Source organism: Nocardiopsis codii, from assembly GCF_036327455.1.
Taxonomy (GTDB): domain Bacteria; phylum Actinomycetota; class Actinomycetes; order Streptosporangiales; family Streptosporangiaceae; genus Nocardiopsis; species Nocardiopsis codii.
In genome coordinates this window covers 203,169-217,942 of record NZ_JAUZMY010000001.1, presented here as the reverse complement: position 1 = coordinate 217,942, position 14,774 = coordinate 203,169, and the positions used below count along the sequence as shown (strand labels likewise).

Genomic DNA, 14,774 nt, shown 5'->3' with positions numbered 1-14,774 from the left:
CGTCAGCACTGGGGAACCGGCGTTCAGGAGTATGCCCCAGCCCGGTGACGTTCCGCAGGGGGTCGCGTGCGGGGAGTCGATGAGGGTCGTTCCCCCGCAGTCTTCAGCCGGATTGCGTCACTTCGCGTTCAAGGCCGGTTTCGGGCGAACCAGGCCAGGACCGACCGTTTGTAGCCCTCGGGCATCGGCAGGCCATGTACCTCCGTCGCGGAGAACAGGCCCGCTTCCTTGTGTTCGCTGGAGACCACGATCAGGGCCTGGGCGTCCACGTGGCACCCGTAGGTGACGATGAAGACATACCGGTCCACCTGGGTGATGTGATAAATCCACGAGTCGAGAATCTCGGTCACCTGAACGGGCCAGCCCGTCTCCTCCTCGATTTCCCGGGCCAGGCACTCCTCAGGGGTCTCACCGAGCTCGATCTTGCCGCCCGGCAGCTCCCACTCGTCGCGCTCGTTGCGCAACAGCAGCACCCTGTCGTCGCGGATGACGACGCCTTTGACCGAGACGGGGAACATGCGCGGGACGTAGAAGGTGTCGGGCACGGAAAGGCTCGCTTTCGAGGGCGTGTGGCTCAGTACCCGTGAAGTAAACAGGGGGAGTGAGCTGTACGGGGTCGTGTCCGATGAACTCTCTGATCAGGGCTCTTCGGATTCTTCGGGCGGATCGCTGTCCCTCCCTGGCACAGCAGCCAATCGCGCTAGGCTCTGTGGGGTGACTGACACCTCGATTCGCACCAGGTTCGCACCTTCTCCGACCGGCATGTTCCACGTGGGCAACGCCCGGTCCCTGCTGCTGAACTGGGTGGTCGCGCGACAATCCGGCGGCGCCATGGTGCTGCGGATCGAGGACACCGACGCCGCCCGTTCCCGTCCCGAGTGGACCGAGGGCATCCTGGCCGCGATGGCCTGGCTAGGCGTGGACGCCACCCAGTACGAGGGCCCCTACTCCCAAACCGACTACGCCGACAAGCACACCGAGGCCGCCCAGCGCCTGCGCAAGGAAGGGCTGGCCTACTACTGCGACTGCAAGCGTGAGCAGGTCCAGGCCCGCCGAGACAACCCCAACCTGGGCTATGACGGGTTCTGCCGCGACCGTGGCCTGGAGGCCGGGCCGGGTAGGGCACTGCGCTTCCGCATCCCCGAAGGTGGCCCGACCCTGGTCGAGGACCAGATTCGGGGCCGGGTGGAGTTCCCGCACGAGGCCCTGGAGGACTTCGTCATCGCCCGAGGTGACGGCACCGCGCTGTTCGTGCTGGCGAACGTGGTGGACGACGTCGAGATGGGTATCACGCACGTCATCCGGGGGGAGGAGCACCTGTCCAACGCCCCCAAACAGCAGCTTCTGTGGGAGGCGCTGGGGCACACCCCACCGGTGTGGGCACACGCTCCGGTGCTGGTGAACGAGAAGCGCCAGAAGCTGTCCAAGCGCCGGGACAAGGTCGCCATGGAGTCCTACCAGGCTGAGGGATTCCTGCCCGAGGCCATGGTCAACTATTTGATGCTGCTGGGATGGGCTCCCGGCGAGGATCGGGAGATCATGCCGATCGAGGAGATGATCCCGCTCTTCGACCTGGCCGATGTCAACTCCTCGCCGGCCTTCTTCGACGAGAAGAAGCTGCGGGCCTTCAACGGCGACTATATCCGCGCCCTGGATGTGGACGAGTTCGTCAAGCGCTGCGCCCCTTATCTGGAGGGTGATGAGGTGCCATGGCGGCCGGAGGACTTCGACGCGGACGTGTTCGCGCAGATCGCCCCGCTGGCGCAGAGCCGGGTAGCGGTGCTCAGCGAGATCGTGCCCAACGTCGACTTCCTGTTCCTGGACTTGCCCATCTTTGACGAGAAGAGCTGGGCCAAGGCCATGAAGCCCGGCATCGGCGCGGAGATGCTCACCGCCGCAATCGCCACATATTCGGACGAGTCCCTGGACTGGGAGGCCGAAGCCCTCAAGGGAGCCCTTGAGCAGGCCGGTGCCGCCCAAGGGCTCAAACTCGGCAAGGCTCAGGCGCCGGTTCGGGTGGCGGTGACCGGGCGCACGGTCGGGCTCCCACTGTTCGAGTCACTGGAATTGCTGGGTCGCGAGCGCACACTGGAGCGCCTGCATGCGGCGCTGGAGCGGCTCAACGCCTGACGGGCCGACGCCAACCGCAGGGCCATCAGGTGTGGAGGGAAGACCTCCAGGAGTTCCGATGACGAGGGCCCGTCTCGTTGCCCGGTGAGCACCCAGCGCACCGGATGCGGAGGCGGGCCCTTCGCCATGTCGCGTGACCATGCGTCTAGCCACCGCCATGCCTCCTCGGCCTGAGCGGGAGGCAGTTCATGATCGATCTCCATATCGGTGAGCGCCCGGCACAGTCGGACCTGCTGGGACAGCGGCCGTGGGTAGCACTGGGTGATCCACGCAGTGACGCGCTGTGATGTCCCCGGACAGCGGTCATCCAGTTCCTGTTTGGCCACCTCTGGAGTGAGGGTGACGGACACCTTCCGGTCCAGAGACCGTAGACGTCGTTCGTCCAGAAGGCTGTCCCCGTGCCGGGGAAGAACCGCACGTACCTGGCCCACCAGGGCGGAGAAGCTGACCGGCAGTGCAGCTGGTTGTAGTTGGCCCAGGTACGGCTCAGCGAGGAAGCACCGCAGCGTCGAGGGCCTGACGCCCTGTTCGAGCAGGTCTGAGATGCGAGGTACTACAGACCCCGGCTCCAGCAGTTTGGGCAGGAACAGGTGAGCCGGAGGGCGCCTTCCCTCGTTGAGGGCCCAGTACAGGCGGACCTGGACGGGTATGGCGTCGCGTTTGTCGGTACCTCGCACGATCAGGGTTGTGCGCTGTTCGATGTCGTCCACGACCGTGGCCAGATGCCACAAGGCCTTCCCGTCACCGCGCATGAGTGGAACCGTCTCCTGCGCCGGACAGAGGGCCGTGGTCGTGTTTACGGCCACCGAGGTGGTCAAGGCCTTGGGGCAGACGCCCTGTTCGGTCATGAGCCGATCCACGGCGGCCACATCAAGGCAGGGAAGTCCTCGCCGCGTCACCATGAGACCTTGGATATCCAGCCGCCGTAAGGCCTGCTGGTATCGGTCGCCTCGCTGGCTCTGGCGGAAGACTTGCTGTTCGTCCTCGACCGGTATCTGAGCCACCCGCGTGAGCTCTCGGAGAAGCCGTGATCGGTAGTCGTCACGGCTGCGCAGGCTGTCGCTGTCGTCCCACCGAATCGCCACCCGTGTACGGACACCGAGATGCTGTGCGGCCCTGTGGGCCAAAAGTGCGGTGAGTAGATGGGTTCGAAGGACACCGGCGCGGAAGGACTCCTGGTTGGGGGAGATGCCTAGCCGTGTCCGGACTCCTTCGGAGGAAGCCGCAGTGATTGCGGGATGCGTGAACCAGGGTTGGAGGTCGGTCATGGATCATTCCCCGCCCAATACGCCGCACCACAAGGGCACCGTGGCGACCGTCGGGTGCGGGTGTGCGTGGCCGAACCTGCCGCCCTCTCCGAACTCCTCGCCGTGGTCGGCGCAGACCACTACCAGGGGGCGCCGTGCGTCCAGCCGTGAGAAGAGGTCGCCCAAACGGGTGTCGGCCCATTCCAGGGCGCGCCTCTGCATGTCCAGGAGTACTTCGATGTCTTCAGCGGTCAGGAGGTCATCGTCGGAGGCGTTCTGCTGGGAGTCGTGCAGTTGGTAGAGACGTTGGATGAGTTCCTTGTTCCGCTTGGTGAGGGGGCTGAAGGGGGTCGTGTAGGGGATGTGCGTGCTGGAGCAGTTGACGAACAGGAAGAACCGTTCGGCCTCCAAACACAGGTCCGCGAGCATCCGAGTGTGGGCCAACGGCAGGTCTTCACCGCGATCGGCGACACGAGCCCTTGGAGTGGCCGAGGGGCGGAAGGGGTGGCCGAAGTAGTGGAACTCCGGGAACAGCTTCGGCAGACCGTTGGCCGGATTCGAGGAGTCGAAGAAGGTGACACCGCCGGCACCCACTACTCGGTAGCCCTTCCTGCTGTAATGCGCCATCAGGGTGGAGCCGTCGAAGGGGACTGCGGCATGGCGCGTCGAGGGACGGGCAGCTGACGAACGCCAGATCGAGTCCGCTTTGTTCCCGTCGACGGTGAGGGGCCCTGAGACCGGTCGGGGCAGGAAGCCGTTGAACAACGCGGCGTGGGCGGGAAGTGTGTAGGTTCCCGGGCTCTCAGCCCTCAGCAGCGGGCCGAGATTCGCCAGGTTCGGGGTGTGCGCGCTCGCCGCGACGTCGTAGCGGCACGAGTCCAGGGTGACCAGGATGACGCTGCGCTCGGCCAGGTCGATGTTCGCCATCGGCTCACACCTTCAGGACCAGCGACGGGGAGCGGAAGCGGTCGATCGGGGACAGCGTGAGAAGGCGCTCGGAGAGTAGCGGAAGCTCGGCCAGCGTCGCGGCGGTCAATTCCTCGACAATGCTGTGGTCGACACGGCTGTCGCGCTGTGCCAGTCGAACGCCGACGAACGACGGGTCGTCCAGGCGGTCGCCGTTGCGCGAGACGAGCACGACCTCGTTGGGCACACCAAGCTTGGCGTGGATGCGGTCAGCCAGGCGTGCGGCGGCGAGCGTGTACAGCTTCCCGGTGTGGTGTACGGGGTTCTTCCCGGCCAGGGCCTCCACACCCGCCCCGCTGCTGGCGGAGATGACGCCGTTGGCCTTGTTGCCCCGACCGACCAGCCCGCAGTCGCCCTTGCCCAGCGAGGTCCCGAAGGGCGCCAGGTAGGCACCGCTGCCGTGGTCCTTGGTGTTGACGCTCAACCGCGTCAGCCACGGTTGCCGCCGGACGATCGGATGCTCGTTGATGAAGGCGTCGAGGCGGCCATATGCCTCGGCTACCAGGGCCGTGTACTTACGGTGCGAGCCGACCGCCTCGGGGCGCACCGGAAGGCAGACCGTCATCTCCAACACGATCCCAGCCCGGACCAGCATGACCTTGACGTCGGAACCGAGGCCGTCAAGCCCGTCCTTGAAAGAGGGACCGTTGACATGGTTCTCCACGTCGATCGCCAGGACGTCCAAGGGATCGGCAGGGGCATAGGCGCTACAGAAGGCCGTGTCGTTGGCCAGCGCGCCGCCACCCGGAACACGGCACTCCTCGCCAGCGGAGGGACGGTAGAACGAGGCGGGGTGGTCCGCTCCGACACCCGCGGTGTTCTCCACGACGCTGCGCACGGAACGGATGATGTCCTCACTACCGGTCGCCTGGGTCAAGACGTCCTCGACCGCCGCTCGGAACAGTCCCTCGATCGGGATGGACCGGTCGCCCACCGAGCGCGTCACCTTGCCGAACAAGTACGCGCTGATGGGCTTGTGAACCGTGTAGCGACCGAAGACGACCTCAGCCTCGGCGCCGACCAGGGCGATCTTGTCCACCCAGTGGTTCGGGACCACTCCGAACCGGTCGAGTCCGTGGAGTGAGTAGCGGCGGGAGAACTCCTCCGCGATGAGGTCGGCGAGCGAGTCGGGGTGACCGATGCCCTTGCGTTCGACCACGTTGAACCCGGAGTCCGTGCTGAGAGCGAGGACTTCGTGGCAGGTTATGCGCATTGACTGTCTCCTCTTTGGTCAAGTCCGTTAACGAGCTTCGAGGGAATGCCAGATGAGAGGGATGGCCGGGTCTTCTGTGCGGCCAGGCGGGGTGTTAGGAAGTTAAGGCCACGTTCTCCGCGTAACCCGGAAAGAAATTCCGGGGTGTCCAGGAAGGGCTCCGATGCCTCCGAGTTCCCCTCAGCTCAGCCCCGGCCAGCGGGTCGCCTGGCACCGGCTCCGGCGCGGCCTTTCTCAAGAGGTGCTGGCGGGCCTGGTCGGACGAACGGCCGACTGGCTGGGCAAGGTCGAGAACGACCGGGCACCTTTGGACCGCCTCTCGGTGATCAGTTCACTGGCCGATGCCCTCAGCGTTTCTGTTGTCGATCTGATCGGAGACCACGCACACCATGGGCACCACAATGAAACGGACGTGCATGTCGCTGAAATCCGGTCAGTCTTGATGGACTACCGGCAGATCAGCTCTGTTTTCCCGTTCGCTGAGAACAACGGTGAGCGCCCGGACCTGCGCTTTCTTCGAAACGAGACAGAAACGGTCATGGGCGCCTACCAAGCATCCGACTACAGCCGGGTGTTTCGTGGGCTCCCCGACCTCCTCGCTCGGGCGCAGACCGCGGTGCGTGTCTACGAGGGCGGGCAGAGGCGGCGAGCCGGAGCTCTGCTCGCCCTGGCTTGTCAGGCGTGCGCGATGATCCTCACCAAAGTCGGAGAATCAGATCTGGCTTGGATCGCGACGGAGCGAGGCATGAAGGCGGCCTTCGACTACGGCGACCTGACCCTGCAGGGTTCCCTGATGCGTTCGGGGGTGCACTCCCTCCACTCACGCGGGCAACATGAGACGGCTGTCGCGCTGACAAGGGAAGCCGCTTCGTATCTGCGGCAGGAGCAGGGCGGTCGTCCCACCAACGCACGTCTGCTGTCCGTCTACGGCACCCTGTTGTTGCCGGGAGCCGTAGCGGCAGCGCGCAACGGGGACCGTTCCAGTGCAGTCGGTTACCTGGACGAGGCCGAACGCGTCGCTTCCCAGCTCGGGCGAGACGCCAACCATCTGTGGACGGCGTTCGGACCGACCAACGTGGTCCTGCACAGAGTGACCGTTGCCGCCAGTCTCGGAGATCCGCGTGCTGTCCTCGAACTGGGAATTGGTATCGATACCGCGGCCCTGCCACGAGAGAGGCGGGTACGTCACCTCTTCGACGTGGCCGGAGCGTTCGCGAACATCAACGAGATCCCGTCAGCCGTTGAGCGCATGTTGGAGGCGGAGAGGTTGGCAGCCTCTCATGTCCACCGGCACGTGATGAGCCATCAAATCGTGGGGCGCATGATGCGGACCAAGGCGGCAAGACGGGATCGGAGGCTGGCGGATTTGGCGCACCGGATGGGGATGTTCTGACTCGGAGGCCGTTAGTGTCAGGACATGGCCTCTGACCCCACGGAATCCTTCGCACGCCCCCGGGTAGCTGCCGGCGCCCTGTTCTTCGACGAACGGGGGCGGGTGATGATGGTGGTTCCCTCCTACAAGGACTACCTGGACATCCCCGGCGGCTACATCGAGCACGGGGAGACACCGACTCAAGCCGCAGTTCGCGAGGTGGAGGAGGAGCTGGGAATCGCTCCGCCCATCGGGCGACTCCTGGTGGTGGACTGGGCGCCCAACCCCTCCGAGGGAGACAAGCAGTTGTTCGTCTTCGATGGGGGAGTGCTTGACCGGGGCTGGCAGGAACAGATCACTCTCGATCCGGCAGAGTTGACCGGATACGAGTTCCATGACGTGGCCTCGATCGAGGCAGTGACGATCCCTCGGCTCGCGCGCAGGATCGTCCATGGCGTACGAGCCCGTCAGGCAAGCACGACGGTCTACTTGGAGAGTGGTGAGACCATCTCGTAGGCGCTTACCCGTTGGTGAGGTGGAGAGCGTTGACGAAGGCGCTCCACTCGTCCGAGGTGAAGGCGAGCTGGCCGCGCGCGCGATTCTGTGTATCGCGCACGTCCGCGCCGGTGCTGTGCTCGCGGACCTCGACGCACTCGTTGTTGCCGCCGCTGTAGGACGACTTGTGCCACTCAGTCACCGTTGATCCTCTTCATCTCGTTATGGATGGTCTTCAGGGTCTCATCCGGTCCCCAGGCCACGCCCTGCAAGGCCGCGAACCACATCCGGTAGCGCCCCACCTCGTTGGTCGCGGTGATGATCTGCCCCTGGTGAGCTGACTCCACGTAGACCACCTCGGGCTGATCGGCCGAAGTGATGACCCGGAAGGGGCCGTTGTTGCCCGCGTGGCGTGGCTCATCCACGGGGACCACCAGCAGATTGACGCGTTCCCTCTCCACCAGATCCACCACGTATTCGAGCTGCTCCAGCTGCACCTGGGCCGAACCGTAGCGGCGCATGAGCAGGGACTGGTCGACCACGAGCCAGATGACAGGGGAGAGCGCCTTGGCCATCTGCTGCGCCCTGCGAGCCCTTTGCTGGGCGCGCTCGGCGAGTTCGTTCGCCGATAGCCAGGGAGCACCGTAGCGGATCACGGCCCGCGAGTAGGCCTCGGTCTGTAGATACACCGGGAACACCAGAGCCTGGTACTCGTACAGGGCATCAGCCCCGTGGGTGCGTTCGGCTACCTCGTGCAACCAAGCCCGGCGGCCGGATCCCGTGAGTTCCTCCCACAGTCGTTCCAGCCGCCCTCCCCCTTGCAGCGTCTCGTCGAGGGCCCGCCGAAGCCAAGGGCGGGCCACCGCTTTGCCCTTCTCGATGTCGGAGACGTGGGAGTTGCTGATCGCGGTTCCGCGCTCGCTGATACGGCGTGCGACGGACTCCTGGGTCAGTTCGGCTTCGTTCCGGAGCCTGCGCAGTTCGCGTCCGAAAGCCTTCAAGGTGCGTTCGTCAGGGGTCATGCGTTCATATGACCACGCCAACACATGGGTCGTGGAGGGATTCCAGAAGATTCCAGAGGCCCCTGGAAAATTCACGGGTTATCCGAACACGCTTACAGATCCTTCCCCGGAGCCACATCCTTTCGTTGCGGGCTCACACACAGTGACCACGACCACGGCGAAAGGATCCGGTGGAAATCCATGACTCCGGCTGAGACCTCTCTCGACCTGCCCAGGCGTATCCGCCACACCGACCCATGCACCAGCGGCCTGGTCTGCGGACCCGGCCCCCACCATGTGAAGGCCGCGCGCAGGTGGGCGATGCAGGCCACCAGGACCACACCCTCCGCCGCCCACCCGCTGCTGGTGTCCCTGGCCGAGCTGCACGCCAACGCCCTCAAACACACCGCGTCCGGGCTTGAGGGCGGTCGGGTGAGGATCGAGATCCAGCGGCGTCCGCGCCTGTTCCTGCTCCGTGTCAGCGACGACGGCCCCAGGCCGGGCGCGAAGGTCACCGTGCCCTCCGCGCCCACCAGGTCCGGGGTCGAGGGGGCCGAACCCGAGCCGGCCGAAGGTGGGTACGGTCTGGCGCTGGTGGATGCCATGGCTTTGTTCTGGGACGTCTCCGGGGGCGTGGGAGGGCCGTTGACGGTTCGTGCTGCTTTCGACCGTTCCGGGCGGACCCGCCGGCCGTTGTGATCCCGAATGCGATGTCGTTTCCCAGTGGCGGGTATTGAAGAACCTCGCTCGTCCAAGCGAACATCGACCAGTCCGGCGGAATCGGTACTTATTTCCGTACGGTTCAGGGATTTTATGCCCTTTGTGTGGTGCGGGCGGGAAGCGCAGTTCCGGATGGCGTACGACACCGGAACCACTGCCACCGGCCCGCCCCGCGCGGCCCATGAGTAGAGCCAGTGGAGGCGCCCCGGCCCGGTGTTCACAGCACCTGACCGGGGCTGAATCCCCACCTGAGAAAAGCAGGAGGAGATCGTGGAGAAGCCTAGCGGTCGGCACCGCAAACCCGCCCGAGGATGGGCACACCAGGTGCGGTGGCTGTTCGGCGTGCTACTGGCAGCGCTGCTGTGCAGTGCGGTGGACCCGCGCCAGGAGCGGCAGCAGTTGCAGCCACCTCAAGCGGCCGCGCTCAAAGGTGCAAGGCCCGCCCTACGAAACAGGACCGCCGCGGCTAGGACGGACCGGCCACGGCCGCGAAGCGCTCCGCTCGCAGCCCGTGATGACAGGCCCGTTTCCGACGAACCTGTGCTGATGCCGCGCCCTCGCCTGCCGCACCCCTTGGAGCAGGGGTGGTGCGTCGATGACGACGGTGTGCGCGGGGTACGCCCCTACCTGTTCCACGGCACAAGCAAGGTGGGACCTCGCCCGCCGGAGCCGACGGCTCAGGCAGACCCCGGGGAGCTCGATGAGTTGGCCTCCCTAGTGCGAACCTGGCTGAGCATGGCCACCTGAGCCGAGATCCTCGCCCCGGGCGGTGCCGTGCGCGGCACCGCCCGGCGGTTTTTGAGAGTGTTCGGGCAAATCCCGAAGCCTCAGCGATCCGGCTCGCGATCTCAACGCCGGCGGTCTGAGGAATCTGCGTCCTCTGTTATCGAATCCGGGCTCTTCCTCGACTTCTTACGAAGAAAAGCAGGCACCCAGTAGCAGATGCGCCCGTCGGCCAGCGTGCGCTGGTTGATGGTTGCCATGCGTGGACCATCGCTTGGGTGCGGGCCGGAGCGAAGGGAATCGGCGAAGGTTCTCGCAGATCTTTTCGCAGGCCAGCAGGGGTGTCCGGTCCACCCGTCGATCGCCGCTGATGTCCAGGACGCGGTGTTCGGTGCGGTTTCGTGGCCGGTCCGCGCGCCCGGCCCTAGAGGCCGGTGGTCGACGCCGTCGCGCCTGCGGCGCCCTGACCATGCGAGAACACGGGGTCGATCACTTCCGCGACCTTCGCCATCTGGTCGTCGAGGTCGGCTTCGCTGATGTCCTCAAGGCCTTCCTTGCGCCGCCACGCCGCCCACTTGGTCTGGCCCACGGCGCCGTACCCCTCTATCACGGGTGAGATCGGTGCGAGTTCGACTTTGCGGTAGCGGGCGACGGCTCGCGCGGACTCCAGCAGCAGCTCCCCGTCGATGTCGTGCTGGGCGGCCAACTGGACGATGTCGACGAAGTCGCGCCAGCGGGTGCTGGTGATGCCGCGTTCCAGGATCGTCACGCCCTTCTCGGCCAGCGTGGTCTCGGGGGCGTAGCCGAGCATCTCGATCCTGTCCCCGAGGATGCGGGGTAGCCTGACCGGCTTCGGCGACGGGACGATCGGGTCCCCCGTCGAGATGTCCCAGGCGACGACGGTCCTCTGGGAGCCGATGTGGGCGGTGACCCGCATGCGCAGACCCGGGTAGTCCGCCTGGTCGCGGATCTCCCGCACGTTCACTGTGGTGAGGTCGAAGACCAGGCCGTCGTCGACCCGGACTCCGGCCACGTCACGGATGACCTGTGTGATGACCTCAGGTGTGACCGTGGTCCTGATCGCCTCCGAATCGACGTCCTTGGTGGGGCGGCGAACCCCGTAGACGGCGAGGAGGATGCCGCCCTTCAGGACGAAGTCGTCCTTGTGCGCCGTCCGGGTCAGCCGGTCGAGGAAGGATTCGAGCGCGTGCCTGGTGAGGTACTCGGCGGTCGGTACGGGCCTGCCTTCGGCGGCCGAGGCCGCCCTCGCCTTCTTCTGGATCTGCCGGAACACCTCGTCGCCGCTGGTCACGTGAGTACTTCCAGTGCGTGCAGGACCGGGCCCCTTGCCCGGGGCAGGCGGGCTGCGATCGACATGAGTTGCGCCGGCTTGCCACCGCGGCGGAGCCATTCGCGCAGGGCGTCCCTTCCCAGCTCGTACCCGAGGTCGCCCCGGAGCCGGAACGCGTCCGCGATGCTGCGCTCGGGTGAATAGAGGCCGATGCGCAGTTCCGTTCCTGGAACGGGGATCTCGGAGCGGCCGAGGTCGAAGGTCTGCTTCGCGAGCAGGTGCCACTTGATCGCGGACCGGGTCGCCGGAATGCGGGTGCCGCGCGGGATCGCGACGTCCACGGCGTCCGGGATGGAGTCGGTCAGGTCGTGGTGGGCCAGGGCGGAGGTGAGGCAGATCGTCGCCTCGGGTCGTCGGGTCGCTGCTTCGATCCAGTCCCAGTCCGCGGCCGGGGCGTCGGCGGGGCGGTAGATGCCCCGTGCGATGCGCTCGTACCTTCCGTCGCGGGCGGCGCGGTACAGGGTGCTCTTGGACATGCCGAGGTCGGGCGTCTGCTCGGGTCGCAGGATCTCCAAGACGCTCACCTCCATGATCCGTTACGTGTACAGGTAACTTTATCTGTGCACGTTTTGTTCCACAAGCCACATGTCCGGCCCGGGGATCCGGCCCTGTTCGGGCGTGGGCGGGGGGCGCGTCGGGGGGTTCTCGACGGTCTCTCCACGGTTCGGCAGGGGTGCCCGTTCGATCCATTGATCGCCGCTGATGCCCGTGGATGCGGGGGTTCGGTGCCGGGCGGGTATGCGTCGTTTCGGGGCGGGGGTGCACGCCGTGCACCCCCGGCGCATCGGTGAGTGACGGGATGGGCGGTGCGCACTCACCGGCCCGTGTTCTGGGCCCCGTGCACCCGCTGGTGCACCCCCGGCAACGCAAAAGCCCCTGACCCTTGCGCGTCTGCGCTGGTCAGGGGCTTTTGCTTCTGGGGTGAGTGACGGGACTTGAACCCGCGACTTCTTGGACCACAACCAAGTGCTCTACCGGCTGAGCTACACCCACCACGTCCGCTCGGCCTCACGGCCTTGCGTACGTATGAAATCTTAGCGGACTCCGGAGAGTGCTTCGATCAGTTTTCCGCCCCGGCGTCCCCGACGGCCCCGTCACGGGCCTTGAGTCCGTTGCCCCCGGCGACCACGTCGGCGGCGACGGAGCGTGCCTCGGCCGAGCTGGGGCCGGGTTCGGCGACGAACGCGGTGGCGCGGAAGTAGCGCAGTTCACGGATGCTCTCGGTGATGTCGGCGAGCGCCCGGTGCCCGCCGTTCTTGTCCGGGCTCGCGTAGTACACGCGCGGGTACCAGCGGCGCAGCAGCTCCTTGATGGAGGACACGTCCACCATCCGGTAGTGGAGGAACTCGTCGATGCGCTTCATGTCGCGGGCCAGGAACGTGCGGTCCGTGGCGATCGAGTTGCCGCACAGCGGGGCCTTGCGGGGCTCGGTCACGTACTGCCGGATGTGCTCCAGGACCATGTCCTCGGCCTCCTGCAGGGTGACGCCCTTGTCCAGCTCCTCCAGCAGGCCGGACGTGGTGTGCATGTTGCGGACGAAGTCGCCCATGCGGTCCAGTGCGGCCTGCGGGGGTTTGATCACGACGTCGACGCCCTCGTCGAGGACGTTGAGCTCACCGTCGGTGATCAGGCAGGCCACCTCGATCAGAGCGTCGTTCTCGAAGTCGAGGCCTGTCATCTCGCAGTCGATCCACACCAAACTGTCATTCATACCGGTCAGCTTAGAGGTTGCGGGAAGTGCCGGGGATGACGAAGGGCGGCCGGGCCCGTGGCCCGACCGCCCCAGGGGTCGCGGTCAGTCCCAGACCAGGCCGCTGACGCCGAAGAAGGCGTTCATCCAGTCGTAGACGCCCCAGAACTGGAGGTAGCCCAGGACGACGGCCACCACGATGATCAGCAGGAAGAAGAAGCATCCGCAGCCGCAGCCGCGCTTCTTCTTCCTGCGGGGCGGCTGCGGGGGTTGCTGCGGGTACGGCCGTCCGCCGGGCGGCTGTCCGCCCGGACCCGGGCCCCACTGCTGCTGGTGGCCTCCGTGGGGTCCGCCCATCGGCGGCTGCCCGCCGGGCATGCCGGGGCCGCCCGCACGGAAGCCGGCGCCCGGGGGGTACCCGGGCGGCGGGCCCTGCGGGGGGCGGCCCATCTGCTGCGGGGGCGGCATGGGGGGACCCTGGTGGGGGCGACCGCCCATGTTCGGGTTGCCCATCTGCTGCGGCGGGTACCCGGGCGGGGGGAAACCGCCCTGGTGGTGCGGCGGGGGGTAGCCCGGCTGGGGGCCCGACGGAGGGTGCTGCGGGCCGGAGCGCTGCGCCGGGGGGAAGGCGCCCGGATACGGTCCGGAGGGGGCGGACGGCGGGGCCATGTGCCCCTGCTGCGGACCCGAGAAGGGCGGGGCGCCCGGGTACTGCTGCGCGGGCGTCTGCGCCCCCGAGGGCTGCTGACCCTGGCTCTGCGGTCCGGCGGGCTGCCGCCCCGGCACCTGCGGCCCGGAGGTCTGCTGGCCGGGGGGCTGCGCCTGCGGTCCCGGGGTCTGGGAGGGCCACGGCTGCCCGGGCTGCGGTTCGCCGGGAACGGCCGTGCCGGTACCGGGCGCCTGCCCGGGGGGCTGCCCCACCGGGTTGCGGGCCTGCTCCTCGGCGAGGCGCTTGGCCTCCTCCTCGCGGCGCCCGGCCTCCGCCTGGGCTTCGGCCTCCTTGCGGGCGCGTTCCTCCTCGCGCTGCTTGGCGGCCTCCTCCTCGGCCTTGCGGCGCTGCTCCTTGCGCTCCTCGGAGAGGTCGGACCACCCCTCCTTGAGGCTGCCCAGGAACTTGTTGAACTTGCCGCCCTTGCCCTCCTCGGACCCGTCGTTCCCGCCGCCCGAGAACATCGGGTCGTTGGGGTCGAACACGGCCGTCCCGGAGGGCTCCTGCGCGGACGGTGTGAAGACGGCGGTGTGGGGGGCGTCGGCGGAGGGGCTGAACACCGGGGTGTGCGGGTTGGGACGGATGTCGTCGTCGGTGAGGTTGGCCGTGGGGATCTCGTCGTCGCCGAAGTCGGCGGTGGGCGCCTCGTCCTGGTCCCGGCCGGGGAGGTCGCCGGGGTTCACGCGCATGGTGGCGCCGACGCCGCTCAGGTCCGCGGTCGGCTCCTCGTCCTCACTGGGGCCGCGCACGTCGGCGGTGGGCGTCTCGTCCTCGGAGGCGCCCTGCGCCCACGAGGGGCTGATGCGCATGGTGCTCGGCTCGTCGTCGACCGGAGCGGGCGGTTCGGTGGTGCCCTGGGCCCATGACGGGCTGATGCGCATGGTGCTGGGCTCGTCGTCGATCGGCGCGGCCGCCGGTGCGGAGGAGCCCAGCCGTACGGTCCCGGCCTCCTCCTCGGCGGGGGGAGCGGAGTCCCCGCGGTCGGAGGCGCCCAGGAACGTCGTGGCGGGCTCCTCGTCCTCGGGGACGCCGCCACCGCCCTGGAGTTCGCTCAGTGAACGGGTGTGCCGCGTCCACTCGTCGCCGTTCCACCATCTGAGCGTCTGCGCGTCGCCCCGCGGGTCCGCATACCAACCCGGTTCGATAGATCCACCCAT

Annotated in this window: 13 protein-coding genes and 1 tRNA gene; 4 read left to right on the top strand and 10 right to left on the bottom strand. The window is 67.3% G+C overall.

The window, feature by feature from the left end; all coding sequences use genetic code 11:
- Nucleotides 1-128 precede the first annotated feature (128 nt).
- A complete protein-coding gene (locus Q8791_RS00865) occupies nucleotides 129-545 on the bottom strand; it encodes an NUDIX hydrolase (protein ID WP_330089600.1) in 417 nt (138 codons plus the stop codon).
- Nucleotides 546-714: 169 nt separating this feature from the next.
- On the opposite strand from Q8791_RS00865, the gene gltX reads away from it, so the two are divergent.
- A complete protein-coding gene (gene gltX / locus Q8791_RS00860) occupies nucleotides 715-2,130 on the top strand; it encodes a glutamate--tRNA ligase (protein WP_330089599.1) in 1,416 nt (471 codons plus the stop codon).
- Nucleotides 2,131-3,401: 1,271 nt separating this feature from the next.
- Here the strand turns inward: gltX and Q8791_RS00855 are convergent.
- Both Q8791_RS00855 and Q8791_RS00850 read right to left on the bottom strand, forming a co-directional pair.
- Nucleotides 3,402-4,304 (bottom strand): sulfatase-like hydrolase/transferase, encoded by a 903-nt coding sequence (locus Q8791_RS00855; protein ID WP_330089598.1) that lies wholly within the window; start codon nucleotides 4,302-4,304, stop codon nucleotides 3,402-3,404.
- Nucleotides 4,305-4,308: 4 nt separating this feature from the next.
- Nucleotides 4,309-5,556: a methionine adenosyltransferase gene (locus tag Q8791_RS00850; RefSeq protein ID WP_330089597.1), complete on the bottom strand. Its 1,248-nt coding sequence runs from the start codon at nucleotides 5,554-5,556 to the stop codon at nucleotides 4,309-4,311.
- 163 nt (nucleotides 5,557-5,719) lie between these two features.
- Here Q8791_RS00850 and Q8791_RS00845 point away from each other — a divergent pair, with 163 nt between their 5' ends.
- Nucleotides 5,720-6,949 (top strand): helix-turn-helix domain-containing protein, encoded by a 1,230-nt coding sequence (locus tag Q8791_RS00845; protein WP_330089596.1) that lies wholly within the window; start codon nucleotides 5,720-5,722, stop codon nucleotides 6,947-6,949.
- A 24-nt stretch (nucleotides 6,950-6,973) separates the two neighbouring features.
- Nucleotides 6,974-7,444 (top strand): NUDIX hydrolase, encoded by a 471-nt coding sequence (locus Q8791_RS00840; RefSeq protein ID WP_330089595.1) that lies wholly within the window; start codon nucleotides 6,974-6,976, stop codon nucleotides 7,442-7,444.
- Nucleotides 7,445-7,448: 4 nt separating this feature from the next.
- Here Q8791_RS00840 and Q8791_RS00835 read toward each other — a convergent pair whose 3' ends face one another.
- Both Q8791_RS00835 and Q8791_RS00830 read right to left on the bottom strand, forming a co-directional pair.
- The gene (locus tag Q8791_RS00835) at nucleotides 7,449-7,625 is read right to left on the bottom strand and encodes a DUF397 domain-containing protein (protein ID WP_330089594.1); all 177 of its coding nucleotides are present in this window, start codon (nucleotides 7,623-7,625) and stop codon (nucleotides 7,449-7,451) included.
- Nucleotides 7,618-8,445 carry a helix-turn-helix domain-containing protein gene (locus Q8791_RS00830; protein ID WP_330089593.1) on the bottom strand — a complete coding sequence of 276 codons (828 nt, stop codon included), beginning with the start codon at nucleotides 8,443-8,445 and terminating at the stop codon, nucleotides 7,618-7,620. The genes Q8791_RS00835 and Q8791_RS00830 overlap by 8 nt, the downstream gene beginning before the upstream one ends.
- Nucleotides 8,446-8,625: 180 nt before the next feature.
- Here Q8791_RS00830 and Q8791_RS00825 point away from each other — a divergent pair, with 180 nt between their 5' ends.
- Nucleotides 8,626-9,123 (top strand): ATP-binding protein, encoded by a 498-nt coding sequence (locus Q8791_RS00825; RefSeq protein ID WP_330089592.1) that lies wholly within the window; start codon nucleotides 8,626-8,628, stop codon nucleotides 9,121-9,123.
- Between the two features lie 1,168 nt (nucleotides 9,124-10,291).
- On the opposite strand, the gene Q8791_RS00820 is transcribed toward Q8791_RS00825, so the two are convergent.
- From Q8791_RS00820 to Q8791_RS00800, 5 genes are all read right to left on the bottom strand, one after another.
- A complete protein-coding gene (locus Q8791_RS00820) occupies nucleotides 10,292-11,179 on the bottom strand; it encodes a nucleotidyl transferase AbiEii/AbiGii toxin family protein (protein ID WP_330089591.1) in 888 nt (295 codons plus the stop codon).
- Nucleotides 11,176-11,733: a type IV toxin-antitoxin system AbiEi family antitoxin domain-containing protein gene (locus Q8791_RS00815; RefSeq protein WP_330089590.1), complete on the bottom strand. Its 558-nt coding sequence runs from the start codon at nucleotides 11,731-11,733 to the stop codon at nucleotides 11,176-11,178. Before Q8791_RS00815 ends, Q8791_RS00820 begins: the two co-directional genes overlap by 4 nt.
- 402 nt (nucleotides 11,734-12,135) lie before the next feature.
- Nucleotides 12,136-12,211 (bottom strand) — tRNA-His (locus tag Q8791_RS00810).
- Nucleotides 12,212-12,278: 67 nt separating this feature from the next.
- Nucleotides 12,279-12,929 carry an oligoribonuclease gene (gene orn, locus Q8791_RS00805; RefSeq protein ID WP_330089589.1) on the bottom strand — a complete coding sequence of 217 codons (651 nt, stop codon included), beginning with the start codon at nucleotides 12,927-12,929 and terminating at the stop codon, nucleotides 12,279-12,281.
- An 84-nt stretch (nucleotides 12,930-13,013) separates the two neighbouring features.
- Entirely contained in the window at nucleotides 13,014-14,774 is a 1,761-nt protein-coding gene (locus tag Q8791_RS00800; RefSeq protein ID WP_330089588.1) for a DUF2510 domain-containing protein, read from the bottom strand.

What these genes read in the sequence shown, in the direction of transcription:
- Q8791_RS00855 (WP_330089598.1), bottom strand. Translation starts at nt 4,304, where the DNA reads ATGGCGAACATCGACCTGGCCGAGCGCAGCGTCATCCTGGTCACCCTG.
- Q8791_RS00850 (WP_330089597.1), bottom strand. Translation starts at nt 5,556, where the DNA reads ATGCGCATAACCTGCCACGAAGTCCTCGCTCTCAGCACGGACTCCGGG.
- Q8791_RS00845 (WP_330089596.1), top strand. Translation starts at nt 5,720, where the DNA reads ATGCCTCCGAGTTCCCCTCAGCTCAGCCCCGGCCAGCGGGTCGCCTGG.
- Q8791_RS00840 (WP_330089595.1), top strand. Translation starts at nt 6,974, where the DNA reads ATGGCCTCTGACCCCACGGAATCCTTCGCACGCCCCCGGGTAGCTGCC.
- Q8791_RS00830 (WP_330089593.1), bottom strand. Translation starts at nt 8,445, where the DNA reads ATGACCCCTGACGAACGCACCTTGAAGGCTTTCGGACGCGAACTGCGC.
- Q8791_RS00825 (WP_330089592.1), top strand. Translation starts at nt 8,626, where the DNA reads ATGACTCCGGCTGAGACCTCTCTCGACCTGCCCAGGCGTATCCGCCAC.
- orn (WP_330089589.1), bottom strand. Translation starts at nt 12,929, where the DNA reads ATGAATGACAGTTTGGTGTGGATCGACTGCGAGATGACAGGCCTCGAC.
- Q8791_RS00800 (WP_330089588.1), bottom strand. Translation starts at nt 14,774, where the DNA reads ATGGGTGGATCTATCGAACCGGGTTGGTATGCGGACCCGCGGGGCGAC.